This window comes from Bradyrhizobium sp. (assembly GCF_047605465.1).
Taxonomy (GTDB): domain Bacteria; phylum Pseudomonadota; class Alphaproteobacteria; order Rhizobiales; family Xanthobacteraceae; genus Bradyrhizobium.
Genome location: NZ_JASGFS010000078.1, coordinates 1 through 26,536 on the forward strand (window position 1 = coordinate 1; position 26,536 = coordinate 26,536).

Annotated in this window: 31 protein-coding genes; 23 read left to right on the plus strand and 8 right to left on the minus strand. The window is 66.3% G+C overall.

The features are described 5' to 3' along the window. The 10 genes from QM712_RS32485 to adhP form a co-directional block, all read left to right on the plus strand. Nucleotides 1–350: (2Fe-2S)-binding protein (locus tag QM712_RS32485; RefSeq protein WP_415027242.1), on the plus strand; the 350-nt coding region annotated here is incomplete at its 5' end. Between the two features lie 31 nt (nt 351–381). Beyond that, on the plus strand, nt 382–1,188 hold the full coding sequence (locus tag QM712_RS32490) for an FAD binding domain-containing protein (RefSeq protein ID WP_415027243.1): 807 nt from the start codon (nt 382–384) through the stop codon (nt 1,186–1,188). Nucleotides 1,189–1,249: 61 nt separating this feature from the next. Then, on the plus strand, nt 1,250–2,170 hold the full coding sequence (locus QM712_RS32495) for an AAA family ATPase (protein WP_415027244.1): 921 nt from the start codon (nt 1,250–1,252) through the stop codon (nt 2,168–2,170). A 58-nt stretch (nt 2,171–2,228) separates the two neighbouring features. After that, complete coding sequence (locus QM712_RS32500) at nt 2,229–3,431, plus strand: vWA domain-containing protein (RefSeq protein WP_415027245.1); 1,203 nt, start codon at nt 2,229–2,231, stop codon at nt 3,429–3,431. Between the two features lie 10 nt (nt 3,432–3,441). Continuing rightward, on the plus strand, nt 3,442–3,765 hold the full coding sequence (locus QM712_RS32505; protein WP_008564652.1) for an XdhC family protein: 324 nt from the start codon (nt 3,442–3,444) through the stop codon (nt 3,763–3,765). 2 nt (nt 3,766–3,767) lie between these two features. Beyond that, entirely contained in the window at nt 3,768–4,469 is a 702-nt protein-coding gene (locus QM712_RS32510) for an XdhC family protein (RefSeq protein ID WP_415027246.1), read from the plus strand. After that, nucleotides 4,466–6,070 (plus strand): NTP transferase domain-containing protein, encoded by a 1,605-nt coding sequence (locus QM712_RS32515; protein WP_415027247.1) that lies wholly within the window; start codon nt 4,466–4,468, stop codon nt 6,068–6,070. The genes QM712_RS32510 and QM712_RS32515 overlap by 4 nt, the downstream gene beginning before the upstream one ends. A 341-nt stretch (nt 6,071–6,411) precedes the next feature. Next, nucleotides 6,412–6,801: a DUF4189 domain-containing protein gene (locus tag QM712_RS32520; protein WP_415027248.1), complete on the plus strand. Its 390-nt coding sequence runs from the start codon at nt 6,412–6,414 to the stop codon at nt 6,799–6,801. Between the two features lie 141 nt (nt 6,802–6,942). Then, on the plus strand, nt 6,943–7,353 hold the full coding sequence (locus QM712_RS32525) for a DUF2000 family protein (protein ID WP_415027249.1): 411 nt from the start codon (nt 6,943–6,945) through the stop codon (nt 7,351–7,353). Between the two features lie 143 nt (nt 7,354–7,496). Continuing rightward, the gene (gene adhP / locus QM712_RS32530; RefSeq protein WP_415027250.1) at nt 7,497–8,522 is read left to right on the plus strand and encodes an alcohol dehydrogenase AdhP; all 1,026 of its coding nucleotides are present in this window, start codon (nt 7,497–7,499) and stop codon (nt 8,520–8,522) included. Between the two features lie 66 nt (nt 8,523–8,588). Here the strand turns inward: adhP and QM712_RS32535 are convergent, their stop codons facing one another. Genes QM712_RS32535 through QM712_RS32545 form a run of 3 tightly spaced genes read right to left on the minus strand, consistent with a single transcriptional unit; the run spans nt 8,589 to nt 9,811 of the window. Then, on the minus strand, nt 8,589–9,002 hold the full coding sequence (locus QM712_RS32535) for a GFA family protein (RefSeq protein ID WP_415027251.1): 414 nt from the start codon (nt 9,000–9,002) through the stop codon (nt 8,589–8,591). Nucleotides 9,003–9,017: 15 nt separating this feature from the next. Beyond that, complete coding sequence (locus QM712_RS32540; RefSeq protein ID WP_415027252.1) at nt 9,018–9,479, minus strand: SRPBCC family protein; 462 nt, start codon at nt 9,477–9,479, stop codon at nt 9,018–9,020. Continuing rightward, complete coding sequence (locus tag QM712_RS32545; RefSeq protein WP_415027253.1) at nt 9,476–9,811, minus strand: ArsR/SmtB family transcription factor; 336 nt, start codon at nt 9,809–9,811, stop codon at nt 9,476–9,478. The genes QM712_RS32540 and QM712_RS32545 overlap by 4 nt, the downstream gene beginning before the upstream one ends. Before the next feature lie 122 nt (nt 9,812–9,933). Here QM712_RS32545 and QM712_RS32550 point away from each other — a divergent pair, with 122 nt between their 5' ends. From QM712_RS32550 to QM712_RS32580, 7 genes are all read left to right on the plus strand, one after another. Continuing rightward, entirely contained in the window at nt 9,934–10,614 is a 681-nt protein-coding gene (locus tag QM712_RS32550) for a TetR/AcrR family transcriptional regulator (RefSeq protein ID WP_415027254.1), read from the plus strand. Further along, nucleotides 10,611–11,534, plus strand: coding sequence for an HlyD family secretion protein (locus tag QM712_RS32555; protein WP_415027255.1), 924 nt, complete (start codon nt 10,611–10,613; stop codon nt 11,532–11,534). Before QM712_RS32550 ends, QM712_RS32555 begins: the two co-directional genes overlap by 4 nt. Beyond that, the gene (locus tag QM712_RS32560) at nt 11,531–12,469 is read left to right on the plus strand and encodes an ABC transporter ATP-binding protein (protein WP_415027256.1); all 939 of its coding nucleotides are present in this window, start codon (nt 11,531–11,533) and stop codon (nt 12,467–12,469) included. Before QM712_RS32555 ends, QM712_RS32560 begins: the two co-directional genes overlap by 4 nt. Beyond that, nucleotides 12,466–13,629, plus strand: coding sequence for an ABC transporter permease (locus tag QM712_RS32565; protein WP_415027257.1), 1,164 nt, complete (start codon nt 12,466–12,468; stop codon nt 13,627–13,629). The genes QM712_RS32560 and QM712_RS32565 overlap by 4 nt, the downstream gene beginning before the upstream one ends. 105 nt (nt 13,630–13,734) lie before the next feature. Beyond that, entirely contained in the window at nt 13,735–15,042 is a 1,308-nt protein-coding gene (locus QM712_RS32570; protein WP_415027258.1) for an adenylate/guanylate cyclase domain-containing protein, read from the plus strand. A 122-nt stretch (nt 15,043–15,164) separates the two neighbouring features. After that, nucleotides 15,165–15,362: a hypothetical protein gene (locus tag QM712_RS32575; protein ID WP_415027259.1), complete on the plus strand. Its 198-nt coding sequence runs from the start codon at nt 15,165–15,167 to the stop codon at nt 15,360–15,362. Between the two features lie 206 nt (nt 15,363–15,568). Further along, nucleotides 15,569–16,483: a PhzF family phenazine biosynthesis protein gene (locus QM712_RS32580; RefSeq protein ID WP_415027260.1), complete on the plus strand. Its 915-nt coding sequence runs from the start codon at nt 15,569–15,571 to the stop codon at nt 16,481–16,483. A gap of 202 nt (nt 16,484–16,685) precedes the next feature. On the opposite strand, the gene QM712_RS32585 is transcribed toward QM712_RS32580, so the two are convergent. Then, entirely contained in the window at nt 16,686–17,147 is a 462-nt protein-coding gene (locus QM712_RS32585; RefSeq protein WP_415027261.1) for a DUF488 family protein, read from the minus strand. Between the two features lie 121 nt (nt 17,148–17,268). Beyond that, complete coding sequence (locus QM712_RS32590) at nt 17,269–18,105, minus strand: DUF72 domain-containing protein (RefSeq protein WP_415027271.1); 837 nt, start codon at nt 18,103–18,105, stop codon at nt 17,269–17,271. 106 nt (nt 18,106–18,211) lie between these two features. Here QM712_RS32590 and QM712_RS32595 point away from each other — a divergent pair, with 106 nt between their 5' ends. The 5 genes from QM712_RS32595 (at nt 18,212) to QM712_RS32615 (ending at nt 23,402) form a co-directional block, all read left to right on the plus strand. After that, a complete protein-coding gene (locus QM712_RS32595) occupies nt 18,212–18,577 on the plus strand; it encodes a hypothetical protein (RefSeq protein WP_415027262.1) in 366 nt (121 codons plus the stop codon). A 152-nt stretch (nt 18,578–18,729) separates the two neighbouring features. Further along, nucleotides 18,730–18,933: a hypothetical protein gene (locus tag QM712_RS32600; RefSeq protein WP_415027263.1), complete on the plus strand. Its 204-nt coding sequence runs from the start codon at nt 18,730–18,732 to the stop codon at nt 18,931–18,933. 240 nt (nt 18,934–19,173) lie between these two features. Continuing rightward, nucleotides 19,174–20,319 (plus strand): glycosyltransferase, encoded by a 1,146-nt coding sequence (locus QM712_RS32605; RefSeq protein ID WP_415027264.1) that lies wholly within the window; start codon nt 19,174–19,176, stop codon nt 20,317–20,319. Nucleotides 20,320–20,337: 18 nt separating this feature from the next. Further along, nucleotides 20,338–21,840, plus strand: coding sequence for a glycosyltransferase family 39 protein (locus QM712_RS32610; protein ID WP_415027265.1), 1,503 nt, complete (start codon nt 20,338–20,340; stop codon nt 21,838–21,840). A 389-nt stretch (nt 21,841–22,229) separates the two neighbouring features. After that, entirely contained in the window at nt 22,230–23,402 is a 1,173-nt protein-coding gene (locus tag QM712_RS32615; protein ID WP_415027266.1) for a tlde1 domain-containing protein, read from the plus strand. A 126-nt stretch (nt 23,403–23,528) separates the two neighbouring features. Here QM712_RS32615 and QM712_RS32620 read toward each other — a convergent pair whose 3' ends face one another. Beyond that, nucleotides 23,529–24,158 (minus strand): glutathione binding-like protein, encoded by a 630-nt coding sequence (locus tag QM712_RS32620; protein WP_415027267.1) that lies wholly within the window; start codon nt 24,156–24,158, stop codon nt 23,529–23,531. A gap of 12 nt (nt 24,159–24,170) precedes the next feature. Next, nucleotides 24,171–24,764 carry a cysteine hydrolase family protein gene (locus tag QM712_RS32625; RefSeq protein ID WP_415027268.1) on the minus strand — a complete coding sequence of 198 codons (594 nt, stop codon included), beginning with the start codon at nt 24,762–24,764 and terminating at the stop codon, nt 24,171–24,173. 127 nt (nt 24,765–24,891) lie between these two features. Between QM712_RS32625 and QM712_RS32630 the strand changes: the two genes are divergently transcribed. After that, complete coding sequence (locus tag QM712_RS32630; protein WP_415027269.1) at nt 24,892–25,725, plus strand: LysR family transcriptional regulator; 834 nt, start codon at nt 24,892–24,894, stop codon at nt 25,723–25,725. A 144-nt stretch (nt 25,726–25,869) separates the two neighbouring features. Here the strand turns inward: QM712_RS32630 and QM712_RS32635 are convergent. Continuing rightward, the coding region (locus QM712_RS32635; RefSeq protein ID WP_415027270.1) for a TCP-1/cpn60 chaperonin family protein at nt 25,870–26,536 on the minus strand (667 nt) is incomplete at its 5' end.

Here is a 26,536-nt window from a genome sequence, read left to right on the forward strand (position 1 = left end):
GCGCCTGCGTCGTGCATCTCGACGGCAAGGCGGTGAAGTCCTGCACCACGCTCGCGGTGATGGCCGACGGCCATGAGGTCAAGACGATCGAGGGACTGGCGGCCGACGGCGCGCCGCTGCATCCGATGCAGGAAGCTTTCCGAGAGCACCATGGCCTGCAGTGCGGCTTCTGCACGCCGGGCATGATCATGACCGCGATCGACATCGTCCATCGCAAGGGCCACGAGCTCGACGACCACACCATCCGCGAAGAGTTGGAAGGCAATCTCTGCCGCTGCACCGGCTATCAGAACATCGTCGCCTCGATCTCCGCCGGCGCGAAGGCGATGGCGAAGTCCGACCTCGCTTAAGCCGCGCACACTCCGCGATCAGGACATTCAGATGTACGAATTCAAATATCATCGTCCCGCGACCGTGCGGCAGGCGGCCAATCTGCTGGTCAAGAACGAGGACGCCAAGGTCATCGCCGGCGGTCACACGCTGATTCCGGTCATGAAGCAGCGCCTCGCCAGCCCGCCGCACCTTGTCGACCTCTCCCACATCGAGGGGCTCAACGAGATCGAGATGAAGGGCCGCTCGCTGGTGATCGGCGCCACCGCCAAGCATGCCGAGGTCGCGGGCTCCGCGATCGTCGGCGAGGCGATCCCGGCGCTCGCCAGCCTTGCCGGCCAGATCGGCGATCCCGCCGTGCGCCACAAGGGCACGATCGGCGGCTCGCTCGCCAACAACGATCCGACCGCCGACTATCCGGCCGCCGTGCTCGCACTCGGTGCGACCATCGTCACCAACAAGCGCCGCCTCAAGGCCGAGGAGTATTTCCAGGGCCTGTTCTCGACCGCGCTCGAAGCCGACGAGATCATCACCAGGGTGATGTTCCCGCTGCCGAAGAAGGCCGCCTACATCAAGTTCCGCAATCAGGCCTCGCGCTACGCGCTGGTGGGAGTGTTCGTGGCGCGGCGTCCGTCGGACGTGCGCGTCGCGGTCACCGGGGCAGGCTCGGACGGCGTGTTCCGTGTCACCGCGTTCGAGGAAGCGCTGAAGAAGCGTTTCTCGTCGAAGGTGCTGGAAGGGATCGAGGTGCCGGCGGATGGCCTCAACAGCGACATCCACGGCAGCGCCGAATACCGCGCACATCTGATCGGGGTGTTGACGCGGCGCGCTATCGACGCTGCCAACGCCAAGGAGTGAGCGGACCTCACGCCTCGGCCCATATTCGGCCCGATGAGGGCGTAGCGAGACTGGCTCTTTCATGACTTCAGCGACCAATACTTCCGGTGCCTTGCCTGCATCGGTCGATGCGATGCTCGAACTCCTGACGTCGCGCGGCTACCTCGCGGAGCGGTCGCTCGCGACGGTGACCTATCTGTCGCTGCGCATGGGCCGTCCGCTGTTCCTGGAAGGCGAGGCGGGCGTCGGCAAGACCGAGATCGCGAAGGTGCTGTCGGCCGCGCTGGGGCGCAAGCTGATCCGCCTGCAATGCTACGAAGGCCTCGATGTTTCCTCCGCCGTCTACGAGTGGAACAGCGCCGCGCAGATGATCGCGATCCGGATGGCGGAGGCCGCCGGCGACACCGATCGCGAGCAGCTTTCGTCGGACATCTTCGCCGACCGCTATTTGATCAAGCGTCCGCTGCTGCAGGCGCTGGAGCCCGAGGTCGCCGGTCCGCCGGTGTTGCTGATCGACGAGCTCGACCGCGCCGACGAAGCGTTCGAAGCCTACCTCCTGGAAATCCTCAGCGACTTCCAGGTGACGATCCCCGAATTCGGCACGGTGAAGGCGCCCAGTCCGCCGATCGTCATCATCACCTCCAACCGCACCCGCGAGATCCACGACGCGCTGAAGCGGCGCTGTCTCTATCATTGGGTCGATTATCCCGCCGCGGACCGCGAACTCGCGATCGTCAAGACACGCGTGCCCGGCATCTCCGCGAAGCTGTCGCAGCAGGTGGTTCGTTTCGTGCAGGCACTGCGCAACCAGGATTTCTACAAGTCGCCGGGCGTCGCCGAGACCATCGACTGGGCCACCGCGCTGTCCGAGCTCGACGCCCGCTCGCTGACCCCGCAAGTGGTCGGCGACACGCTGGGCGCGCTGCTCAAATATCAGGACGACATTACCCGGATGCAGGGCGACACCTTGCAGAAGGTGCTGAAGGACGCGACGAGCGATTAGCTTGTCATTCCGGGTTCGCGCTTCGCACGCCCCGGAATGACGGCAGAGGCAGCAGACGATGGCCATCAATCACCTTGCCCCCGAGCGGACCGAGCAGTTCGCCGACAACGTCGTCGGCTTTGCCCGTGCGCTGCGTGCGGCGGGCATGCCGGTCGGGCCGGGCGCCGTCATCGATGCCGTGAACGCGCTCCAGGTGATCGACATCGGCAGCCGCGCCGACGTCTTCACCACCCTGGAGGCGATCTTCGTCAAGCGCCACGAGCACGCGCTGATCTTCAAGCAGGCCTTCAACCTGTTCTTCCGTGCCTCCGAGGAATGGAAGCACATGCTGGATTCGGTGCCGTTGCCGGACCAGGCCAAGAAGAAGCCGCCGGCGGCCTCGCGCCGCGTGCAGGAGGCGATGTCGCAGCCGCGCATGACCGAGACGCCGCAGCACCAGGAGCAGGATCTGCGGTTGTCGGTCTCCGACAAGGAGATCCTTCAGAAGAAGGATTTCGCGCAGATGAGCGCAGCCGAGATCGCCGAGGCGCTTCGCGCCATCGAGCGGATGCGGCTGCCGCAAGCCGAGCTTCTGACGCGCCGGCATCGGCCTGATCCGAGCGGCCTGCGTGTCGACCTGCGCCGGACGCTGCGGGCCTCCCTGCGCACCGGCGGCGACATCGTCGACATCCATCGCCTCGGGCGGATCGAGAAGCCGGCGCCGATCGTGGCGCTGCTCGATATCTCGGGTTCGATGAGCGAGTACACCCGCCTGTTCCTGCATTTCCTCCATGCCATCACCGATGCGAGGAAGCGCGTCTCGGTGTTCCTGTTCGGCACTCGGCTCACCAACGTGACCCGCGCGCTGCGTCAGCGCGATCCCGACGAGGCGTTGGCGAGCTGCTCGGCAGCGGTCGAGGACTGGGCCGGCGGCACGCGGATCTCGGCCTCGCTGCACAACTTCAACAAGCTGTGGGCGCGGCGCGTGCTGAGCCAGGGCGCCATCGTGCTGCTGATCTCGGACGGCCTGGAACGGGAGGCCGATTCCAAGCTTGCCTTCGAGATGGACCGGCTGCACCGGTCCTGCCGGCGGCTGATCTGGCTCAATCCGCTGCTCAGGTTCGGCGGCTTCGAGGCCAAGGCGCAGGGCATCAAAATGATGCTCCCGCACGTTGACGAATTCCGCCCGGTGCATAATTTGAGTTCGATCCAGGAGCTGATCACCACGCTCTCCCGGCCGCTGCCGCCGCATCACCGCAGCCTGATCCGCTCCGCAGCTTGAGAGGCCATCCATGCTCGATCGCGACGAGGATATTCTGAAGGCGGCGGAGGACTGGCAGAAGGCCGGCCGTGGCGTCGCGCTTGCTACCGTGGTGGAGACCTGGGGTTCGGCGCCGCGCCCGGCGGGCTCGAGCCTCGTCATCAACGACGAGGGGACCTTCCTCGGCTCGGTCTCCGGCGGCTGCGTCGAGGGTGCCGTGGTCACCGAGGCGATGGACGTGATTGAGAGCGGCAAGCCGAAGATGCTGGAGTTCGGCGTGGCCGACGAGACCGCCTGGAATGTTGGGTTGTCCTGCGGCGGCACCATCCGCGTCTTCGTCGAGAAGGTCGGCTAGCCGTGAAGCTCGAGATCCTGCATGAACTCAACGCCGAGCGCGCCGCGCGCCGGCCGGCGATCCTGGTGACGGACACCGGGAACGGCGAGCAGCGCCTCGTGAAGGCCAAGGATTTCGCAGGCGATCCGCTGCGCGCCGAGCTCGAGAAGCAGCTTCGCATGGGCAAGAGCGCCAATGTCGAGATCGGCGACAGGAAGTTCTTCCTCAACGTCTACGCGCCGACCGCCAAGCTCGTCATCATCGGCGCCGTCCATATCAGCCAGGCGCTGGCGCCGCTGGCCCGTTCGCTCGGTTATGACGTCACCGTGGTCGATCCCCGTACCGCCTTCGCAAGCCCCGAGCGCTTCCCCGACATTCCGCTGGTGGCCGAATGGCCCGACACGGCGTTGCCGCCGCTCAATGTCGATGCCTACACCGCCTTCGTCGCGGTGACGCACGACCCGAAGATCGATGATCCCGCGCTGCTGCATGCCTTCGAGCGCAACTGCTTCTACATCGGCGCGCTGGGCTCGCGGAAGACGCATGCCAAGCGCGGCGACCGGTTGCGGGCGCAGGGCGCGAAGGACAGCGACATCGCGCGCATCCATGCGCCGATCGGTCTTGCGATCGGCGCGGTGTCGCCGTCCGAGATCGCGGTGTCGATCATGGCCGAGATCACGGCGGTGCTCCGCCTGCCTCCCAAGGAAAAAGAAGAAGCGGCATGAAGTTCGGCCCGGCGAGCCCCAAGGATGCGATCGGCGGGGTGACCGTCCACACCCTGCGCCAGGGACCGCTGGTGCTGAAGAAAGGCACGACGATCGGCGCCGCCGAGGTCGAGGCGCTGACGCGCGCCGGCATCAAGGATGTCGTGGTGGTGCGCATGGAGGAGGGCGACGTCTCCGAGGACGTCGCGGCCGCCGGCATCGCGCTTGCCGTCGGCGGCGAGGGCATCCATGTCGAGCGCGCCTTCACCGGCCGCGCCAATCTGTTCGCAGCGGGCCCGGGCGTGCTGGTGATCGACCGCGCCGCGGTCGACCGCATCAACAACATCGACGAGGCCATCACTTTCGCCACGCTCCCCGCCTTCAAGCCGGTGGTCGAGGGCGAGATGGTCGGCACCGTCAAGATCATCCCGTTCGGCGTCGAGGGCGCCTTGCGCGATGCCGCGGTGAAGGCCGCAGGTCGCGATGTGCTGAAGATCGCGCCTTACGTCATCAAGCGGGTGGGCGTGGTCTCGACGCTGCTTCCCGGCCTGTCCTCCAAGGTGGTCGACAAGACGCTGCGCGTCACCGCCGAGCGGCTTGCGCCGGCCGGTGCCGGCATCATCGCCGAGCGGCGGGTCCAGCACGAGGAACGCGCGCTGTCGGAGGCGATCAAGGAGCTGCTTGGGCTCGGCGCCGAACTCGTGATCGTGTTCGGGGCTTCCGCGATCGCCGACCGTCGCGACGTGATCCCGGCGGCCGTCACCGGGATCGGCGGCAAGATCGAGCATTTCGGCATGCCGGTCGATCCCGGCAATCTTCTGCTCATTGCGCACGCCGGCGGCGTGCCGGTGCTGGGTGCGCCCGGGTGCGCGCGTTCGCCGGTCGAGAACGGCTTCGACTGGGTGTTGATGCGGCTGCTCGCCGGCATCGAGGTGACGCGTTCCGAGCTGATGGGCATGGGCGTCGGCGGCCTGCTGATGGAGATCGTGACGCGGCCGCAGCCGCGCGCCAAGCCGGAGACCGAGGGCAACAGCCAGGTCGCGGCCATCGTGCTCGCGGCGGGACGTTCGACCCGGATGGGCGGCCCGAACAAGCTGCTCGCCGAACTCGACGGCAAGAAGCTGGTGCGGATCGCGACCGAGCAGGCGCTGGCCTCGAAGGCCTCCGAAGTGATCGTCGTCACCGGCCATCAGACCGAGCTGGTCGAGCAGGCGTTGCGCGGCCTGAAGGTGAGGTTCGTCAAGAACCCGGATTTCGCCGGCGGCATCGCGAGCTCGGTCAAGGCCGGTATCGCGGCCGTGCCGGAGAGTTGCGACGGCGCCGTGGTCTGCCTCGGCGACATGCCGCTGATCGATGCCGGGCTGATCGACCGCCTCATCGACGGCTTCGCGCCGGAGCGCGGCAATCTCATCGTGGTGCCTGTCAGCGAAGGTCGCCGCGGCAATCCCGTGTTGTGGTCGCGCCGCTTCTTCAAGGAGCTGATGACGCTCGACGGCGATGTCGGCGCACGCCACCTGATCGCCAGGCACGCCGAGGCGGTCGCCGAAGTGCCGGTGAATGGCGAAGGCGCCTTCCTCGACATCGACACGCCGCAGGCCCTCGAAGCGGCGCGCCGCGGATGACGATGCCGTAGGGTGGGCACAGGCGCGCCGCGCCGTGCCCACCATTTCGCCATGCGCTGATCTGCAATTGGTGCGCGGGCTTCGCTTGCCCACCCCACGGTATTCTCGAATCCTCGCTCTCAATTCCTCATGGTGAGGAGGCGCGAAGCGCCGTCTCGAACCATGCCGGCACCACTCCTGCGCGAACCATCCTTCGAGACGACGCGCCGCGCGGTTTCCTCACGATGAGGTCCGAGCGAACCGGCACTTCCTCATCCGGCGATTTCAACTACCCGTTCACCATCTGGAAACGACCGCCGCTTACAGTCGCGGCCACCTGCCTTGGGGGGAGGGGTTTTTCCATGGCTTCGAACGTCGTCGCGCGCCGTTGCGCGATGTTTTTCTTTGCGCTGTCGGTGTGTGTCGCCGGCGCGCGGTATGTCACCCAGGCCCACGCGGCCGGCGCGTTTTCTGTCGGCAAATGCGGCGCCTACGGCCAGGCCTTCGATTACGGTGCCGAGCACGAGGCCCGCGTCGCGGCGCAGAAGCAGTGCAAGGGCGAGTGCACCACCGTGACGATGAAGCGCGCTTGCGCGGCGATGTCGGTCGACATGGCGAACCCCTGCGGCGCCTACGGCTATGCCGTGAAGCCGAAGATATCGGCGTCGCTCAATGCCGCCACGCGCGAATGCTACAAGTACGGCGGCAAGGAATGCGTGATCCGGGCATGGGCCTGCGACGCCAAGGGTTGATTTTCGGCTCTGTCATTTCCGGGCGCGCGTAGCGCGACCTGTGGTGCGCAATCGCGCAGCTGAGAATTTCATGCAACAATCTCCGGATTCCGGGCCTGCGCCCGACGGCGCATCCCGGAATGACCATTTGTGGAGACATGCATGCAGTTCGATACCAAGATCGCCGTCGTGATCCGCACCGATCTTCAGGCCTGGCAGAAGCTCAACGTTGCCTCGTTTCTCACCAGCGGCATCGCGGCGGCCTTTCCGGAATGCATAGGCGAGCCCTATGAGGATGCCTCCGGCACGAAATATCACCCGCTGATCGGCCAGCCGATCCTGATCTACGGTGCCGACGGTCCGGCACTGTCGCGCGCGCTCGATCGTGCGCTGACGCGTAACGTCATGGCGGCGGTCTATACCGAGGACATGTTCAAGACCACGCATGATGCCGCCAATCGCGAGGCGGTGAAGGCGGTCGCGCGCACTGATCTCAATCTCGTCGGCATCGCGATGCGCGCCGAGCGCAGGGTGATCGACAAGATCGTCGACGGTTTGAAGTTCCATAGCTGACGCCCGCGCGTCCTGGCGCGGCGGCGTCACGACCGCGTGATGATGGCCCCTGCGGCGGATAAACCTGCGCTTCTTTGACTCCAATCAAGGGAGCCTCCTGCGGTATCTCTAGTCTGCCTTCTGTATTGCAACGGAGCAGACAGATGCCGACCATGAAAGCCGCCGTCGTCGGACAATTCGGCAAGCCGCTGGTGATCGAGGATGTGCCGGTGCCGCAGCCCGGTCCCGGCGAGGTTCTGGTCAAGGTGAAGGCGTGCGGCGTCTGCCACACCGATCTGCATGCGGCGTCCGGCGACTGGCCGGTGAAGCCGGTCCCGCCCTTCATCCCCGGGCATGAGGCCGCCGGCATCGTCGCAGCGCTCGGGCCCGGCGTGAGAAACCTGAAGGTGGGAGACGCGGTCGGTGTCGCCTGGCTGCACGACGCCTGCATGTCCTGCGAATATTGCGAGACCGGCTGGGAGACGCTGTGCGAGCACCAGCACAACACCGGCTACAGCGTGAACGGCGGCTTTGCCGAATATGTCGTCGCCTCGGCGGCGTTTGCGGCGAGGCTTCCCGCGACGATCGATTTCGCCGCCGTGGCGCCGATCCTGTGCGCCGGCGTCACCACCTACAAGGGCCTGAAGGAGACGGACGCGCGGCCCGGCGAGTGGGTCGCGATCTCGGGCGTCGGCGGGCTCGGCCATGTCGCGATCCAGTACGCCAAGGCGATGGGGTTCAAGGTCGCGGCGATCGACATCGCCGAGGACAAGCTGAAGCTCGCGCGCGAGACCGGCGCCGATCTCGCGGTCAACGCGCTCGCCGCCGATGCGGTGGACGAGGTGGTGGCAGGGACCGGCGGCGGGGCGCACGGCGTGCTGGTGACGGCGGTCTCGACCTCCGCGTTCGCGCAGGCGCTGCAGATGGTGCGCCGGAAGGGCACCGTCAGCCTCGTCGGCCTGCCGCCGGGCGAATTCCCGACGCCGATCTTCGACGTCGTGCTCAAGCGCATCACCGTGCGCGGCTCCATCGTCGGCACGCGCCGCGATCTCGACGAGGCCATTGCCTTCGCGGCCGACGGCAAGGTGAAGGCCGAGGTCGCCAGGGTGCCGCTCGCCGAGATCAACAACGTCTTCGAGCGGATGAAGGCCGGCAAGATCGACGGCCGCGTGGTGCTCGATTTCGGCTGAAGCGTTTTCGAGCGAAGGGAATACCAGTTCGCCTCGGGAAACGCGTTGATGCAACAGTCCAGCGCCTCACGCCGGCGGCATGCCGGCGAATTTCGGCAGGCTGGGATCGAGATGATCCCAGCCATATCCGCGCGCGGCATAGGTGACCGCCTGCGGCTGATAGCGGGCGGGCTCGTCGAGGCTCGCCACACGGATGGTGAAGATGTCGGGCATCGCCGCGAAGGTCATGTACACGGGCAGGCCGCAGACCGGACAGAATCCGCGCGTCTTCAGATTGCCGCTGTCGCCGACCATGTCCCAGTGACTTGCTTCGCCCGTCAATGTCACGCCGGCGCGCGCGAAGGTCATGTACGAGCCGTGGCCGCTGCCGCTTTCCCGCTGGCAATCCCGGCACTGGCAGTGATTGCTGAAGAGGGGCTCACCGGTGATCGAATAGCGGATCGCGCCGCAGGCGCAGCCGCCGGTAAAGGGCTTGGTCATCGCGCTGTCTCCCGTTCACTCTTCGCCGCTGATCTCGTCGAGCTGCCTGACGACCTTCTTCCACCCGCCGCTCATGATGGTGTAGGCCGAGTCGTTCCTGGGCAGGACGAAGCCCGCATGAACCAGGCGGATCCGCGTGCCGGCTTCGACCGGGGTGAGGGACCATGTCACGACCGTATCGAGCGGCGCGCCGTAGCCGGTGTTGCGGGCATCGCCACCCTTCCAGGCGTAGACGAGACGCCTGAAGGCCACGACCTCCAGAACCCTGCAATGGATCACGCCATCCCAGTTGCCGCCCGGCGTGGTCTGGAACGTGAAGGCGTTGCCTTCGACGGCCTCGAAGCCGGTCGGCGGCATCAGCCAGCGCCCGATCAATTGCGCGCTGGTCAGCGCCTTCCAGATCGTCTCGGCCGTGTGAGGGAAGACCTCGTCGATGACAATGTCCCTGGTCTCGGCTTTCAACTCGGCTGCACTCACGGATCGATCTCCTTCAAGAGGTCACGCAGGTTCTGGAAGCGCTCGCGCCAGAAGACGCCGTAATGGTCCATCCATTCGACCAGCGGCTCGAGGCCCTGCGGCGCGGCGCGGTAATAGACGTTGCGGCCCTCGGCGCGCTCGGCGACGAGGCCGGCCTGCTTCAGCGACTTCAGGTGCTGCGAGATCGCGCCCTGGGTCACGCCGCTGCCGCGCGTCAGTTCGGCGACGCTGATCTCCTTGCTGTCGAAGACCCGCTCGAAAACCGCGCGGCGGGTCGGGTCGGCGAGGGCGCGCATCACGGTGGTGACGGAGTTTGGAATGGCTTCGATCATGATTTTTAAATTAGCGATCGCTAATCAATTAGTCAATGCTAATGCATTGCGATCGGCTTCTCGCCCGTTGCCTCTCCTCTTCATGGATTGATTATGACTGACTAGTCAGTCATAAATTGATGATGTCGAAGAAGCCCACCAAATCCGCGACGCCTTCTGCCGTCAGCCATGTGCCCGAGGCGACCGGGCAGGCGCCTGCCTCGAGCCGGGCCACACGCGCGGCCGAGCGGCGCGCCGCGATCGTGGACGCCGCGATGGAAGAGTTCATCTCGCGCGGCTTCGCCGCAACCCGGCTCGACGACATCGCCAAGCGCGCGGGCGTCGCCAAGGGCACCATCTATCTGCACTTCAAGGACAAGGAATCGATGTTCGAGGAGCTGGTCCGCACCGTGATCGTGCCGGTGGTGGAGCGCCTCACGTCGCTGCCGCCGCCGACCGGCTCGGTGCGCGACCTCGTCGAGACCTTCGCGGGCAACTTCCTGAAAGAGGTCGTCGGCACCCGGCGCGGCGATCTCGTGCGGCTGATCGTGGCGGAGGGGCCGCGTTTTCCGTCGGTGGCCGATTTCTACTACCGCGAGGTCGTCTCGCGCGGAATCGCCGGCATGCGCGCGCTGATCGAACTTGGCATCGCCCGCGGCGAGATCCGCGACAAGGACCTCGCGCGCTATCCGCAGATCCTGGTCGCGCCGGCGATGATCGCGGTGATCTGGCAGAGCCTGTTTGCGCGTCACGCGCCACTCGATGCGCAGGAGATGCTGCGCGTCCATCTCGATCTGATCTTTGGCGAACGGAGGACGACATGAGGTCGTCGCAAACCATCTCTCACCTCGTCCTGAGCAGCGCGGAACGCGCGTCCCGGAAGACGAAGGCCCGGCTGTTGTCCGTCGCCCTTCGCGGCGCGCGTCTCGCCCGCCTCGGGGCAGGGGATCGACGGCATGGGCTTACGCGGGCGATCCTGAAATTCGCATTGGTCGCCGCGCTCGCGACGGGTCTCGCCGGCTGCAACGAGAAGCGCAATCCCGGTTTCCAGGGCTGGGTCGAGGCCGACATGATCTTCGTCAGCCCGGACGAAGCGGGCCGGGTGACCAAGCTCAACGTACGTGAGGGCGACAAGGTTAAGGTCGGCGATGCCCTCTATTCCGTCGATGACGATCTTCAGCTCGCCGATCTCAACCAGAACAAGGCGACGCTGGCGAACGCCCAGCAGACCTATGACCGCGCGGCATCGCTGAGCAAGACGGGCTCGGGTACGCAGGCCAGCCTCGATTCCGCCGTCTCCGCCCTGCGGGTGGCGGAAGCGCGGGTGGCGACGTCGGAGACGCGGATGGCGCGGCGCAAGGGCTTCGCACCGGTCGCCGGCACCATCCAGCAGATCTATTTCCGCGAGGGCGAGATGGTCGCGGCGCAGCGCCCGGTGCTCTCGATCATGCCGCCCGGCAACATGAAGCTGCGTTTCTTCGTGCCGGAGACCGAACTGCCGAGGCTCGCGATCGGCGACCAGGTGCGGGTCACCTGCGACAACTGCGCGGCCGATCTCACCGCGAAGATCTATTTCATCGCGACGACGGCCGAATATACCCCCCCTGTGATCTACAGCCTCGATGAGCGCAGCAAGCTCGTCTATCTGATCCAGGCCAGGCCGTCCCGGCCGGATGCCTTGCGCGTCGGCCAGCCGATCAGCGTCTATCTCGATCCCAAGACGCCGGTGGCGGACAAGCGATGAGCGGCGCGCCCCGCAACGGCATCGCGATCGACGTCAAGGGCCTGACGAAATCGTTTGGCGGCCGCGAGGTCGTGCACGATTTGTCGATGCAGGTGAAGCGCGGCTCGATCTACGGCTTCCTCGGCCCCAACGGCTCGGGCAAGACCACGACGATCCGCATCCTCTGCGGCCTGCTCACGCCCGACAGCGGCGAGGGCACCTGCCTCGGCTACGACATCCGCAGGGATGCCGAGAAGATCAGGCGCCAGGTCGGCTACATGACCCAGCGCTTCAGCCTCTATCAGGACCTCTCGGTGCGAGAGAACCTCGAATTCGTGGCGCGGCTCTATGGTCTGGTCGATGCCCGCGGTGCGGCGCGCGACATGATCAAGCGGCTCGGATTGACCGGGCGCGAGGAACAGCTCGCGGGCGAGCTTTCGGGTGGCTGGAAGCAGCGGCTGGCGCTCGGGGCCTGCACGCTGCCCAATCCGCAACTGCTGCTGCTCGACGAGCCGACCGCCGGCGTCGATCCGAAGGCGCGGCGCGACTTCTGGAACGAGATCCACGCGCTCGCGGCCGATGGTCTCACCGTGCTGGTCTCCACCCACTACATGGACGAGGCCGAGCGCTGCCACGAGATCGCCTACATCGCCTACGGCCATCTGCTGGCGCACGGCACGGTGGACGAGGTGATCGCGAAATCCGCGCTGACGACCTATACCGTGACCGGTGAAGACCTGAACGGCCTCACGGCCGCGCTCACCGGCAAGCCCGGCGTCGACATGGTGGCGCCGTTCGGCACCTCGCTGCACGTCTCCGGCCGCGATGCCGGAGCGCTCGAGGCGAGCATCGCGCCGTGGCGCGACAGGAGCGGCCTGCACTGGCAGAAATCGTCGCCCTCGCTTGAGGACGTGTTCATCGAGCTGATGGGCCGGTCGAAAGACAATTTCCAATGACCGCCCTCGATCATCCCGCGCCTGCGCACGAGTCCCGTGAGCGCTTCGGCTTCTGGAAGCGCTCCTATGCGATGCTGATCAAGGAGTTCATCCAGCTCAAGCGCGATCGCGTCTCGTTCGCGATGATCGTGATGCTGCCGGTGATGCAGCTCTTGCTGTTCGGTTATGCCATCAACACCACGCCGCGCAATCTGCCGAGCGCGGTGCTGCTGCAGGAGGACAGCGATCTCGCGCGCTCGGTGCTGAAGGCGCTGGAAAACACCGCCTATTTTCGCTTCATCTACGAGGTGCACGACGTCGACGATTTCGACAATCTCCTCAAGTCCGGCAAGGTGCTGTTCGGCGTCGAGATCCCGCGCGGCTTCGAGCGCGCGGTCCGGCGCGGCGAAAAGCCGGCGCTGCTGGTCGCGGCCGATGCCACCGATCCGGTGGCGGCGAGCGCAGCGCTCGGCTCGCTCGGCATGATCGTGCAGACCGCGCTCGCGCACGATCTCTATATCGGCGATCCCCCGGAGATGCCGTTCGAGATCCGGGCCCATGCGCGCTACAATCCGGCGGCGTCCTCCGTGCTCAACATCGTGCCGGGCCTCGTCGGCACCATTCTCACCATGACCATGCTGATCTTCACCTCGCTCTCGGTCACCCGTGAGATCGAGCGCGGCACCATGGAGGCCCTGTTGTCGATGCCGATCAAGCCGGTCGAGGTGATGTTCGGCAAGATCATCCCCTACGTGCTGGTCGGCTTCATCCAGGCTTCCCTGATCATCGGCATCGGTGTGCTCCTGTTCGGCGTGCCCGTGCTGGGAAATCTGTTCCTGCTGGCGCTGCTCTCGACGCTGTTCATCACGACCAATCTGTCGATCGGCTACACGATCTCGACGCTGGTGCAGAACCAGCTCCAGGCCATGCAGATGTCGATGATGTTCTTCCTGCCGAGCATCCTGCTCTCCGGATTCATGTTTCCGTTCGCCGGCATGCCGGTCTGGGCGCAATATATCGGCGAATGCCTGCCGCTGACCCATTATCTGCGCATCGTCCGGGCCATCATGCTGAAGGGCGCGACCATGCAGAATTTGCGCTTCGACACCCTGGCGCTGGCGGCTCTGATGCTGGTCGCGATGACCATCGCCGTGACGCGCTTCCGCCGCACGCTGGATTGAGGCTCGATATTCGGGGATCGGGGTCGTCTCGAAGGCCGGCTGCTGGCGAGCTTCTCGCCACGTTTTTCCTCATATGCGATAGTCCTGGTAACCAAAGGGGGAGAGATGGTCCGCTTTGCGAGCAGGAAAGACCGACAGCATGCCGTCCTGTCGGAGGAGTTCGAGCGCGAACTGACCCGGGAAGTGCTGCGCACCGAGTTGTTGCGGGTACGGGCCCTGATCATGACGGGCTGCGTCATGGCTCTGTTTCTGACGGTGATCCACCTCGTCGATCCCGCTGCCGTGGGGCAGGTCTGGCGCGGCGCGGAGGGGCTCGCCGAGTTCTACGGCGTCCTCGCCGGCTTCATCCTGTTCGAGGTCTGGGTTCACTCCCAGATCAGGAAGAACCTCCGCCTCGACCGGGATCTCCCGGTGGTGCGGCGCTATATCGGCGCCTTGATCGAGACGTCACTGCCGACGGTGATCCTCATCCTGCAGATCCGGACCATCGGCGCGAGCCAGGCGCTCGGTTATGCCGTGCCGTTGATCTATTTCATCTTCATCATTCTCTCGACCCTGCGGCTCGATTTCTGGCTGTCCACCTTCACCGGCTTCGTCGCCGCGGCCGAGCTGCTCGCGATCGCGATGGTCTACGACTCCTCCAGCGGCATCGGCGAGCCGCAGACCTATTTCCATGCCGTCCGCAGCATCATCATCCTGATCTGCGGCGTGCTCGCGGGCTCCGTCGGCGCCCAGCTCCGTCGCCAGTTTTCCGCGAGCATCGCCGCCGCGACCGCGCGCGATCGGGTGACCAATCTGTTCGGTCAGCATGTCTCGCCGCAGGTGGTGGAACGGTTGATGGCGGAGGGGACGGCCGCGACCGGCGACGTTCGCCGCGTGGCCGTGATGTTCGTCGATTTCCGCGGCTTCACGGCCGGCGCGCAATCGCGCACACCGCAGGAGGTCGTGGACCGGCTCGACGGCGCCTTCGCCGTGCTGGTCGATATCCTCGACCGTCAGGGCGGCATCGTGAACAAATTTCTCGGTGACGGCTTCCTCGCTCTGTTCGGCGCGCCGCTGGAGGCCTCGGACGCCGCGCATCGCGCTGTCGCTGCGGGCCGCGAGATGCTGACCGCGATGGACCGCATCAACGCGCAGACGAGCTGGCCGCTTCGGATCGGCATCGGCATCCATTTCGGCGAGGTCGTCGCCGGCAATATCGGTTCGCCGCGGCGCAAGGAATATACGGTCATCGGCGATACCGTGAACTTCGCGTCGCGGCTGGAGGCGCTGAACAAGGAGTTCGGCTCGCAGCTCCTGATCTCGGCTGCCGTGCGCGAGGCGCTTGGAGAGGACGGCGGCGATGCGGTGGCGCTCGGCCAGGTCGCTGTGCGCGGCTATGAGCAGCCGGTCGCGGTGTTTCAGCTCGGCTAGGGTTCCTTCAGGCGAAGCTCGCGCGTCGGTGAAGGCGCGTGATGAAATATCGGCCGCCGCTTTCCGCTCTTGCACTCTGGAGGCCGAAATATCGGCTTTCGTTTGTCTCGCGGAGAAAACCCATGACCCGATTGACCCTCGTCTCTGTCGCCCTGATCGCCGCCGCCGTCTATCAGATGCAGGCCGCAGCCGCGCGCGACGCGGCCCCGCGCCGTGCCGTTGCCCACGCTACGGCCGATTGCGTCAGGGCTCCGGCGGAGGGCGCGTTCGCCTCTGCGCCCTACAAGGAGCCGCCCTGCATGCCGAAGACCATGAATTGACGCATGACCAGGTGAGGCCGGATCGGCGCGATCCGCCGTCCGGTCTCGCGCGCCGCGCATGCGGGTCGTCCCTGCGATGGTTTGCAAACTCGATACCTGATTGCTCCGAATGCTCCGAGTATTGGACATGACGAGCGATGTCGCCGGCTTGTAGGATGCTCGCCGATGCAGTCGGTCGCGGCTGCAATGTGCAGAGGAAGCCAGCGATGCAGCGACGCTACATCACCGTCGACGTGTTCACGGACCGCGCCTTCGGCGGCAATCCGCTCGCCGTGGTGCTCGACGCCGGGGGACTGTCGACGGCGCAGATGCAGGCGATCGCCACCGAGTTCAACTATTCGGAGACGACCTTCGTGTTGCCGCCGCGCGACAAGTCGAATGATGCGGAGGTGCGCATCTTCACGCCGGTCAGGGAGCTTCCTTTCGCGGGGCATCCCAATGTCGGCACGGCCTTCGTGCTGGCAACGCTCGCGAAAGAGCCGAAGCCGCGGCTGCTGTTCGAGGAGAAGGCGGGAATCGTGCCGGTCGACATCGTGCGGGAGCAGGGCCGGGTGGTGAGCACCGAGCTCACCGCGCCGCAGCCCTTGGCGCGGCTGTCGCAATTGTCGGCGGCCGAGGCCGCAAGCTGCATCTCGCTCCACGCGGACGACGTCAAGGTCGATCGCCATGCGCCTGAGGTCGTCGGTGTCGGTACCCCATTTCTGGTGATGGAGCTGCATTCGCGCGATGCGTTGAAGCGGGCGAGGCCAGATGCGGCGGCCTTCGGCCATGTGTTTCCGCGCGACGGCGCCTTCGCGGCGTGGTTCTACACGCGCGACGTGCCCGCAGCTGAAGCGCCGTGCGAGCGGCAGGCGCGGATGTTCATGCGCGGCACCGGCGGCCTCGCCGAGGATCCCGCGACCGGCAGCGCCACCGTCGCCGCCGCGGCGCTGTTCGCCGATCTCGATCCCATGCGGGACGGCGAATTGAAGCTCACGGTCGGGCAGGGGTTCGACATGGGACGGCCCAGCATCCTGTTGACGCGCGTGCGCAAACAGGACGGCAGGATCGTCTCCGCCCATGTCGGCGGCAACTGCGTGCAGATGATGGAAGGAACGTTCCGGCTCGGCGGTGAGGGGTGAGTCCTCGGTTGGTCGGAGCGCACTTTCTCCGTCCGTCGTTCCGGACGTGACGAAGTCACGCGCCCGGAATCCATTTTTCTGCCAACCTGGAGCCTGATGGAGTCGCTGATGCGCAATTGCGCATCATAGCTCGCGCTACGCGTACCGGAATGACGAGACGGGAGTTGTAGATTGAAGTCCGACGCGTGCCTCCGGAGGCGCGCTACGCCTGCCGTCCCGCCAGATTGGTGATCGCCACGCCGTCGCGCTCCTCGATGATCTCGGCGATCATGTGACGATGGCAGTGGGTATGGTCCCGCTCGTAGCAGAGCAGGCAGACCGGGCCGGCCTTCTTCACCAGTGCCGAGAGTTCGTCCATCTGTTCTTTCGCCTGCGGAGTCTTCAGGTGCCTGGAAAAGATCTTTTCCAGCACATCGTACTGGCCGCTGCGGGCGGCGAGACGCCCGTCCTTGGGCGTGCCGAGGGCGGCGAGATGGACATAGGCAATGCCACGCTCGTCGAGGCCCGCCGAAAGCTGGTTCTTGGAAAAGCCTGGCCGCCGCGACGAGGTTACCGCGCGCACGTCGACCACGAGCTTGACGCCGGCCCGCTCCAGTTCGTCCAGCACGGCCTTGGGCGGCGTCTGCTCATAGCCGATGGTGAACAGCTTCTTCGCCCTGGCCATGGATCACCTCTGGACGCGTTGTCATGCCCGGGCGCGTCCCGGGCATCCTCGTTCTTCGGACCGGAGCAACCGTGCTGAAGCTTAAATTGCCGGGCGCGCACGTCATGGACGATCGCCTCGTTCAACTCACCCTTGCGATCAGCTCCATGGCGCCGGCCGGCGCGCGCACCTTTCCCTCGTGGATGACGTAGGCGAAGACGTCGCGCGGCTCCTTCTTCGGCTTGGCCTTGTCGACTTTCGGCAGATCGCCGGGCTCGCCGCCATCGGCCCAGGCCTGAAACCGCTTGCTCCAGGCATCGAGCTCCTTCGGCGGGTAGCAGGTCTTGATCTCGTCATTGCCCTTCTGCAGCCGCGCATAGACGAAATCGCCGGCGACGTCGGCGATCGCGGGATATTTGCCGTGCTCGGCGAACACCACCGGTGTCTCGAATTCGCGGATCAGCGCGACGAAATCCGGCGTGCAGAAACTGTCGTGGCGGACCTCGACGACATGGCGCAGCGCGCGTCCCTCGAGCTTGCGCGGCAGCAGTTCGAGGAATTTGCCGAAATCGGCGCCGTCGAACTTCTTGGTCGGCGCGAACTGCCACAGCACCGGGCCGAGATGGTCGCCGAGCTCCAGCACGCCGGAATCATAGAACCGCTTGATGGAATCGCCGGCCTCGGCGAGCACCCGGCGATTGGTCGCGAAGCGCGGCCCCTTCACCGAGAACACGAAACCCGCGGGCACCTCGCTCGCCCATTTGCGAAAGCTCTCCGGTTTCTGCGAGCCGTAATAGGTGCCGTTGATCTCGATCGATGTCAGCTTCGAGGCGGCGTAGGACAGTTCCTTCGCCTGCGTGAGCTTCTCCGGATAGAAGACGCCGCGCCAGGGCTCGAAGGTCCAGCCGCCGATGCCGATGAAGATGTTGCCGGATGTCTTGGACACGGTTTTTGCTTTGGCCACGGGAAGATCTCGCATCGACGAGGAGGAGAGGGAGTTCATCCTAGTCAAACGAGATGTGATTGGCCAGTTGCCCTGTCCCGTCTAAGCTCTCCGCCGGGATCTGCGAACAAGGAGAACAAGAATGCGGATGCTGATGATGGGAGCGGCGCTTGCCATGATGACATCTGCCGCCATGGCGGATGACGATGATATGCGGGGCGCGCAGAAGCTCGCCATTCAGGGCCGCGACGACTATTGGCATTGTCTGGCGCGGGAATATTCGCGCGACAGCAATCAGGGCCTGTCGGAACAGGATTTCAGCCGTTCGGTCGCCGGTGCCTGTCCGTCGGAGCGGCAATATTATCGCGTGGCGCTGCTCGACTATCTGACGACGCAATATCCCAACATCGATTCCGGTGCTCATCTCGCCACTGCGAACAGGGCCGTGGAGGCGGCGCAGAAGGACATCGTGACGGCCTTCGTCAAGCACCGGCCGCCGGTCAAGTAAGGAATGGAAGAGGGCCGTTGGCGAGCAGGTCGGAAAGCCCGACGTCCTCGTTCGCGGCTCGCCATGCGCCATTTGCCGCTCGATGGGGGCTCTTCCAGCTCCGCAATCATCCATGATAACACTGAGCCTGTCTGGAACAGGGATTGGCGCGCATGTCGTCTGAGTCGGTAGGTGGCATTCTGGGCGCGATCGTCGCTGCGATCGTGCTGGCGGTCGCCGTCATCTTTGGGCCGATCGGCCAGTACGGAAAGCCACCGAAGCCCGCCAAGGTCGAGCCTGCGCCGGCCGCAGCCCCCGCTGCCCCGGCCGCGCCTGCGCCGCGAGGGCCGGTGATCCGGGAAGTGCCGAACCAGTAGGGCTTAGAATCGGGTTTTGGGCCCCTTGCGGAGGCCGTTCCTCGTTCCTATCTAGCCTGTAACGGCGACGTTGAGCGATGAGTTCCGGCGCTGGGACGACCTTGGAATAGCTCAGGCCAGCGCCGGATGTACGCGCAGCCCGCCGTTCCGGGGTCGTTGGCATTTTTGGGCCTGTTTTGGGCCGTTCCCCAGAGAACCCCGGCTTGGCATCGCAGGACGCGGCAGATATACGCTGCCGTCATGAATGAAGCGATCAGACCGGGCCCCGGCGGTCCGCCTCAGCCCCCGCAGGCCGGTTCTCCGTCGCCGGAACTGTCGGTCGTCGTCCCGACCTTCAATGAGCGCGACAACGTCATGGTGCTGTACCGGCGCCTGGAGGCGACGCTCGCCGGGATCGCCTGGGAGGTCGTGTTCGTCGACGACAATTCCCCTGACGGCACCTGGGACGTGGTGCGCGCGCTGGCCCAGCGCGACAGCCGCGTGCGCTGCATCCGCCGCATCGGCCGCCGCGGTCTGTCGGGCGCCTGCATCGAGGGCATCCTGGCCTCGAGCGCGCCTTACGCGGCGGTGATCGACGCCGATCTCCAGCACGACGAGACGCAATTGCCGAAGATGCTGGCGCTGCTCGCCAACGGCGAGGCCGAGCTGGTCGTCGGCAGCCGTTACATCGAGGGCTACAAGACCGAGGGCTTCAACAAGCAGCGCGCCGGCGCCAGCGCGCTCGCCACCGAAGTGGCCAGGAAAGCCCTGCGTGTCGAGATCGCCGATCCCATGAGCGGCTTCTTCATGATCCGCCGCGACCGTTTCGAGCAACTGGCGCCGAAGCTTTCGGTGCACGGCTTCAAGATCCTGCTCGACGTCGTCGCGACCGCGCGCGGCGGTTTGCGTGCCGTCGAAATTCCCTACACGTTCGGCGCCCGCCAGCACGGCGAGAGCAAGCTGGATTCCATGGTCGCGCTGGATTTTCTCGGCCTCGTGCTGGCGAAATTGACCAACGACGTCGTCTCGCTGCGCTTCATCCTGTTCGCGATGGTCGGCGGCATCGGCCTCGTGGTGCACCTGACGACGCTGTTCATCGCACTCCAGCTGTTCAAGGCGCCGTTCGCGGAGGCGCAGGCCTCGGGCGCCCTCGTCGCGATGACCACGAATTTCGTCCTCAACAACTTCCTCACCTATCGCGACCAGCGGCTGAAGGGCTTTGCGATCCTGCGCGGCCTGATCGCGTTCTACATCGTGTGCAGCGTCGGCCTGCTCGCCAATGTCGGCGTCGCCTTCTCGGTCTACGACCAGGAGCCGATCTGGTGGCTCGCCGGTCTTGCCGGCGCGCTGATGGGCGTGGTGTGGAATTACGCGATGTCCGGACTGTTCGTCTGGCGCAAGAAGTAGCGCGCCGAGGAATCTGGCATGGGCGGGGCTGACGCGCGGATCGTCCGCAACACGGCGCTGGTGATCCTCGCGCTGGTCGGCCTGCGGCTGGTGGCGGCGGCTTTCACGCCGATCACCTTCGACGAAGCCTATTACTGGATGTGGTCGCGAAATCTGGCGGGCGGTTATTACGACCACCCGCCGATGGTCGCCTACGTGATCCGCGCCGGCACCATGATCGCCGGCGATACCGAGCTCGGCGTCCGCCTGGTCTCGATCCTGCTCGCGCTGCCGATGAGCTATGCGGTCTATCGCTCGGCCGCGATCCTGTTCGGCGGCGCGCGTGTCGCCGCGACCAGCGCCATCCTGCTCAACGTCACGCTGATGGCCGCCGTCGGCACGCTGATCGTGACGCCGGATGCGCCGCTGCTGGTCGCCTCCAGCTTCGTGCTGTTCTTCCTCGCCAAGGTCTTGGAGACCGGGCGCGGCGCCTGGTGGCTCGCGGCCGGCGCGGCGGTCGGCACGGCGCTGCTGTCGAAATACACCGCGATGTTCTTCGGCCCGGCGATCCTGATCTGGCTCGCGGCGGTCCCGAAGCTGAGGCGCTGGTTTCTGTCGCCCTGGCCCTATCTCGGCGGCATCGTCGCATTCGCGTTGTTCTCGCCGGTGATCCTCTGGAATGCGGACCACCAATGGGTCTCGTTCGCAAAGCAGCTCGGCCGCGCCAGGATCGAGGACTTCCGCCCGGTCTACATCGCCGAGCTGATCCCGACCCAGATCGCGTTCGCCACCCCGCTGGTCTTCATTCTCGGTGCGATGGGGCTGCACGCGCTGACCTGGCGCAGGGCCGGCGCGCTGGCCTCTCGCGTGCTGATCGAGACGATGTTCTGGACCATCGTCGCCTATTTCATCTGGCATTCGCTGCATGCGCGGGTCGAGGCCAACTGGTTCGCGCCGGTCTATCCGCCCTTCGTCGTCGCGGCGGCCGCCGCCGCCAATCTCGTGCAGTGGAAGCCGCGCGAGCGACGCCTGGTGGATTTCTGCCTGCGCTGGGCCGCGCCCGCCGGCATCGTTATGTTCGCAGCCCTGATCGTGCAGGCCAACACCGGCTGGTTGTCCGGCTACCGCCGCGACGCGACCGTGCGCAGCGTCGGCGTCGGCTGGCGCGAGCTTGCCGCCGGGATCGAGGCGCTGCGGGCGCGCAACGATGCGACCTGCATCCTCGCGCCCGACTACGGCACGACCGGCTGGCTCGCCTTCTACCTGCCGCGCGGCACCTGCGTGGTGCAGCAGAACCAGCGCATCCGCTGGGTCAACATGCCCGAGCCGGATCCGAAGCAGCTCGCGGGCAAGCTCCTCTATGTCGACGAGTTGCGCGCGGACGGCCATCCCTTCCTCAACGATCTCTTCGCGCGGGTGACGCGCGTCGGGGAATTGCAGCGCAAGCGGGGGCCGCTGGTGGTCGAGACCTACGGCGTCGATCTCCTGGAGGGCGCCAAGGGGGACGTGCTCGATCGCTCGCCGCCGCCGGAGGCGCGGTAGCCGGCTCGGAGCCTCCGCATGAGCACGTCCGTGCCGACATGCGCCGGCCTCGCGCGACGCTTCGCCGCGATGCTGCGGCCATGCCCAGGATCACGAAAATGACGTGGTTGGATGCGTCAAGGAATGCGGCTGGAGGCGTGGGGTGACGGCGCCGATCCGGCTTGGGAAAACTGGTTAACGCTTTCCGCTAAGTCCGTAGTTCTGCGGACTTTTTTCTCGAAATGGGACAGCATTAACGAGTTGCCCCACATCTGCCCGAACTTAATCTGCATTTAACTAAAAGTCGCCTTAATGACGCTCCGCCCCTCTGCGAGATGCTGCTCTCGATACGTGACCAGCAGCGGCACTTCGAAGGGGGACTGAGTGACACCGTCCTGGACGCAAGGCGAATGAGTACGAGTATCGCTGCGCAGAGTAACGCGGCACGGAAGTCCAAGAAATTCCCGAAGGGTTCTTCGCGGAAGTCTTCCCGGAAAGCGGCAACCTATAACGCGCTTGGCGCCGCGGTGATCGGCTGCGCCGTGCTCGGCGCGGGCTGGACCGTCTACAGCACCATCTTTGCCGCGAGCGTCTATCCGACCGTCGGCAACGTCGGCTACGACGAGCCGGTGATCAAGCGCGCGCCCAAGGTCGCGTTGCGCGACGCGGGCGAGGCCGTCAGGGAAGCCTTCGCGCTGTTGCCCGACCGGCTGCAGGTCGCCGCGCCGATCTCGCGCGAGATGTTCAACGAACGTTTTGCCGCGGCCGCGACGCTGGGCGTCGAATCGAATGCGGCGAGCGCCGCGCCGCAGGTTCCGGCCACCAAGGTCGCCGAAGCCAAGGAGGCTCCGAAGCCGGCATCGACCGCGAAGGTCGCGGAAGTGCCGAAGCCGCAGGGTCCCGCCAAGATCGCCGATGCTGCCAAGGCCAAGCGTGCGCCTGATGCGCCGGTGCAGGTCGCGTCGGCCGATCCGGCCGACATCGTGCCGGCGCCCGCGGCGAAGCCGAAATCCTTCGCCGATCGCGCCAAGGCCGCCGTGCTGTCGATCACCGGGCCGCGCCAGTCGATGGTCGAGAAGCTCTGGGGCAAGCGCGAGCCGTCCGGCGGGCTGCTGGCCTATGCCTCGGCCGATGCCAGCGTGACCGCGAGCATCGCGCCGAAGGAGCAGAACCCGATGTTCGGCGGCGCGCCGCCCTACGAGCGCGACACCGCGGTCTACGACATCACCGCCAAGACGGTGTATCTGCCCGACGGCACCAAGCTCGAGGCGCATTCCGGCCTCGGCTCCAATCTCGACGATCCGCGCTCCTCGCGCGTGCGCATGCGCGGCGTGACGCCGCCGCACATCTACGCGCTGAAGCCGCGTGAGGCGCTGTTCCACGGCGTGCCGGCGTTGCGCCTGACCCCGATCGGCGGCGAGAGCGCGATCTACGGCCGCGACGGCCTGCTCGCCCACACCTTCATGCTCGGGCCGAACGGCGACTCCAACGGCTGCGTGTCGTTCAAGGACTACTACGCGTTCCTCGACGCCTATCGCAACAAGGGCATCCGCAAGCTCGCGGTGCTGGCGCGGGTCGAGTAGTCACACCACGGCTGCGAGGCCGCCGGCTGTGTCCGGCCTGTCGCGCCGCAAGGCCCGACCTCATCCTGAGATGCCCGCCGAGGCGGGCGTCTCGAAGGATGGCCACAGGCGAACCTCCCAGCCCTTTCAGACCGCCATGGTCTTGCGCAGCGCCATCTCCGTCGCGATCGCGCCGCGGACGGCGGGACGCGCCTGCATGCGGTCGAGATAGGCCACAAGCGACGGCCATTGCACGATGTCGACGCCGGCCGGACGGAGCAGCAACAGCGCCCAGGTGAGATGCGCATCCGCGACGGTGAAACGGTCGCCGACGAGGAATTCGCGGTCCGCCAGATGGGCCGACGGCACCGACAAGGTCTGCCCGATCCTGGCACGCGGCTTGGCGAGCGAGCCGTCGTCCTTGTACCGGAAGGCCGGGAACAGGAACGCCTTGTGGATCTCGCTGCCGATGAAGCTGAGCCATTCCTGCAGGCGATAGCGATCGACGTCGCCCGGAGGCGGCGCCAGGCCGCGCTCGGGCTTCGCATCGGCGATGTATTGCAGCACCGCCGCGCTCTCGGTCAGCCGCTCGCCGTTCTCCAGCACCAGGACCGGCACCGCGCCTTTCGGCGAGATGCCGCGAAAATCGCTGTCGTCGTCCGCGATCTTCTTGGTCCAGATATGGGCGAGGTGGTAGCGCGCCTCGATGCCGGCCTCCATCAATGCGATCCGGCTGGCGAGCGAGCAGGCCATCGGAAAGAAATAGAGCTGCAGCATCGCCGGCCTCCGTCAGCTCAGCGCGTCGCCGCGCACGATGATCGCGAAGCGGTCCGACAGCTCGGTGAGCGCAACATCGTGGATGGTCCGGGCGTCCAGCGTGCCGCCGCGCCCGTCGGGCAGGTCGCGCGTGGCGCAGGCATCGGCGTCGATCGTCGTGCGGAAGCCGAGATCGAGCGCGGCCCGCGCGGTGGAGCTGACGCACATATGCGTCATGAAGCCGGCGAGCACGATGTTGGTGCGTCCGGTCGCGGCCAGTCGCGCCTGCAGGTCGGTGCCGGCGAAGGCATTGGGCAGCTCCTTCTCGACCACCAGCTCGCCGGCCCGGGGGGTGAGCTCGGCGACGATGGCACCGCGCTTGGCGCTGCGATCGAACAGGCTGCCGGCTTGGCCGCGATGGGCGATATGGATGATCGCGGCGCCGGCCTCGCGCGCCCGCGCCAGCAGCGCGGCCGCCCGCACGATCGCGGGTCGCGCGTCGGGCAGGGCGAGGGGGCCGTCGAGATACTCGTTCTGGATGTCGATCAGCACCAGCGCGGCGTCGGCAAGACGCGGCGGGTTGAGGTCGGCGCCGGCGAGCTGCATCAGGGTCTTGGCGGTGGTCATGGGTTCTGAAATCTCCGTAGCGAAAGCTCGGACCAACATAGCCCCGGGACGGCCTGCCGATATGCAGGGATATTGCAGCGGATGGCTGCGATATTGCAGGCTGCCTGCGGTCGAGGTAGCCTTCAGCATGAACTGGGACGATCTGCGCATCATCGCCGCCGTCAGGGACGAGGGCACCTACGCCGGCGCCAGCGCACGGCTGCGCATCGACGAGACCACGGTCGGGCGCAGGCTGTCGCGCATCGAGCGGGCGCTCGGTCTGCGCTTGTTCGAGGCCGCCGACGGCGTCAGGAGGCCGACGCGGCAATGCGAGGCGGTGCTGGCGCATGTCGAGGCGATGGCCGCGCATGCCGCCGAGATCGGTCGCGTCGGCGAGAGCCTGCCGGGTCCGGTGGGACACCTGCGCATCGCCTCCACCAGCGCGGTTGCCGAAGAGGTGCTGTCGCCGCGCGCGAGCGATTTCCTGCGCGCCAATCCGGGGCTGACGCTGCAATTCCTCACCTCGAGCGAAAACGTCAAGTTCTCGCGCTGGGAGGCCGATCTGGCGATCCGCCTGCGCAAGCCCGACAAGGGCGACTTCGCGATCTCCAGGCTCGGCGACGTCCGCATCTATTATTTCGAGCCGGTCGCGGCCGAGCGCGAGCCGGTGCTGTGCGCTTACCCGGACGAACTCGGCGCCATTCCCGAGACGCAATTCCTGCGCGCGAAGAAGATCCGCGCGCGCTGCGTCACCGACAACGTCCGCGTCATCCGCAACCTGATCCGCTCGCATCAGGCCGCGGGCGTGCTGCCGGAGCACAGTTGCACGGACCTGCTCGCCGACCGCCGCCTGCGCGCGACGCTGCTGCCGAAACGCCGCGACGTCTGGCTGCTGGTGCAGAACCACCTGAAGCGCGATCCCGCGATGCGGCTCACCATCGAATGGGTGCGGCACTGCTTCAGGGACGTTGCGCGAGCCTGACGATGCCTGGTCGCGCGTGAAGAGTGCGGCGGCTCGGATGGTCTGGCCGCAATTGCACAGGTCTTTCGCCTCGCGTTCCCAAAAGCAAAAACCCCGGCATCGCTGCCGGGGTTTCGCATTGTCTTCGTTGCCTGATCGGCTGGATCAGAAGTCCATGCCGCCCATGCCGCCGCCCGGGGGCATCGCCGGACCGGCGCCGCCCTTCTTGGGCAGCTCGGCGACCATGGCTTCCGTGGTGATCAGCAGGGCCGCAACCGAGGCTGCGTTCTGGATCGCGGTACGGACCACCTTGGTCGGGTCGATGATGCCCTTGGTGACGAGATTGACGTACTCGCCGCTCTGGGAGTCGAAGCCGTAGGCGTAGGTCTTGTTCTCGAGGATCTTGCCGACGATCACCGAGCCGTCTTCACCGGCGTTGATCGCGATCTGGCGAGCCGGAGCCGACAGCGCCTTGCGCACGATCTCGACGCCGGTCTTTTGGTCGTCGTTCTTGGTGCGCAGGCCCTTGAGCTGCTCGGAAGCACGGAGCAGGGCGACGCCGCCACCCGGGACGATGCCTTCCTCGACAGCCGCGCGGGTCGCATGCATCGCGTCATCAACGCGATCCTTGCGCTCCTTCACCTCGACCTCGGTCGCGCCGCCGACGCGGATCACCGCGACGCCGCCTGCGAGCTTGGCAAGACGCTCCTGGAGCTTCTCACGGTCGTAGTCCGAGGTGGTTTCCTCGATCTGCGCCTTGATCTGGGCCACGCGCGCCTCGATGTCGGCCTTCTTGCCGGCGCCGTTGACGATCGTGGTGTTCTCCTTGTCG